The organism is Bacillus sp. P14.5, from assembly GCF_003316765.1.
In the GTDB taxonomy this organism is placed as follows: Bacteria; Bacillota; Bacilli; order Bacillales; family Bacillaceae_B; genus Rossellomorea.
The window spans coordinates 1-1,313 of record NZ_NIJF01000042.1; the positions used below are offsets into that span (position 1 = coordinate 1).

The following is a 1,313-nucleotide window of genomic DNA, read 5'->3' on the forward strand; positions in this document are numbered from 1 at the left end:
AAATCTACCCACTTCAGAAGCAAATGGTAGTGGAGACACCGCCTTATTTATGACTTTAGAAGAAGGTGGTCGAACATTCACTTTCACACACGATGGACAAAGAAACTTCATTGTTCAAACAAATGGTGCTGGAGCACTCGTTAACGAAATTGGAAATTACAGTGGTTCTCAGGTGCAACGTGTCGAAGATACAGGCGTGTATTTCTTTAACATCATTGCAGACGGCAAATGGACTATCAAAGTTGAATAATTAAATCAATACAAACAAAAACCACCTGAACGGGTGGTTTTTTCGTACTTTAATATATTTTCTAATCATACAAAAAGCAGACGTACTTGCGCCTGCCTCCTGTTCACCCATTCATATACCCACGCTGCTTCATGCTGACGTAGTGGTCTTCCCCGATGATAACGTGGTCGAGACAGGCGATGCCGACGATATGCCCGGCTTCGACGAGCCGTTCTGACACCTCGATATCTTCCCGGCTCGGTGTCGCGTCCCCGCTTGGATGGTTATGGACGGCGATGAAACACGCCGCCGACAGTTTGAGCGCCTCGCGAAACACGTCACGCGGATGGACAATCGATGAATTGAGCCCGCCGACGAATAGCGTCTTCCGGGCGATGAGCTGGTTCTTCGTGTTCAAATACAGGCAGATGAAATGCTCCTGATTCAATAGCCGGAGTTCATCGCGGAGCAGTTCATAGGCGTCCTGCGGCGAACGGATCGTCGGCGTCTCCACTTTCGGTTCCTCGACGTAACGGAGACCGATCGCGAATGCCGCGAGCAACTGCTCGGCTTTCTTCTTCGTCATGCCTTCAATCTGACAGAGGTCGCTCACGGACGCCTAGCGACAGCGCGCGGAGCGAAGGATACACGTCGGACAGCCGCCGGGCCGTCTCGTGCGGGTCGCCACCTCTGCCCCCGATTTGGAGTAGCCGGGCGATCGCGGATTCAACACTTCGGTCGAGCACCATGGTCATTCCTTCACCTACTTTCGCTTCATTCACAGAAAGCGCGGCGATACCCCGTGTCGCTCGAGCGTCTCGGCGAGTGGACGGATCGGCAGACCGACGACGTTATAGAAATCCCCGTCAATCCGTTCGACGAACAGACCCCCTGACCCTTGAATCCCGTAGGCGCCGGCCTTGTCATACGGCTCCGTTGAAGCAAGATAGCCTTCGAGCCAAGTTTCCGGGATCTCGATGAACGTGACGTGCGTCGTCGTGACGAACAAGTCTTGCCGTTCTGGCCCGATGACGCTGACGCCTGTGAGCACTTCATGGGTCGCTCCCGATAAGCGCTTCAGCAT

2 protein-coding genes and 1 pseudogene are annotated in these 1,313 nt (G+C 53.5%); 1 reads left to right on the forward strand and 2 read right to left on the reverse strand.

Translation table 11 applies throughout. The features are described from left to right. A pseudogene (locus tag B9Z54_RS05110) lies at positions 1-250 on the forward strand (tripartite tricarboxylate transporter TctB family protein); the annotation flags it as partial. 103 nt (positions 251-353) lie between these two features. On the opposite strand, the gene radC reads toward B9Z54_RS05110, so the two are convergent. Together radC and B9Z54_RS05120 are read right to left on the reverse strand one after the other, a co-directional pair. Beyond that, positions 354-815, reverse strand: coding sequence for a RadC family protein (radC, locus tag B9Z54_RS05115; RefSeq protein ID WP_240189810.1), 462 nt, complete (start codon positions 813-815; stop codon positions 354-356). Between the two features lie 192 nt (positions 816-1,007). Beyond that, positions 1,008-1,313: Maf family protein (locus tag B9Z54_RS05120; RefSeq protein WP_162785097.1), on the reverse strand; the 306-nt coding region annotated here is incomplete at its 5' end.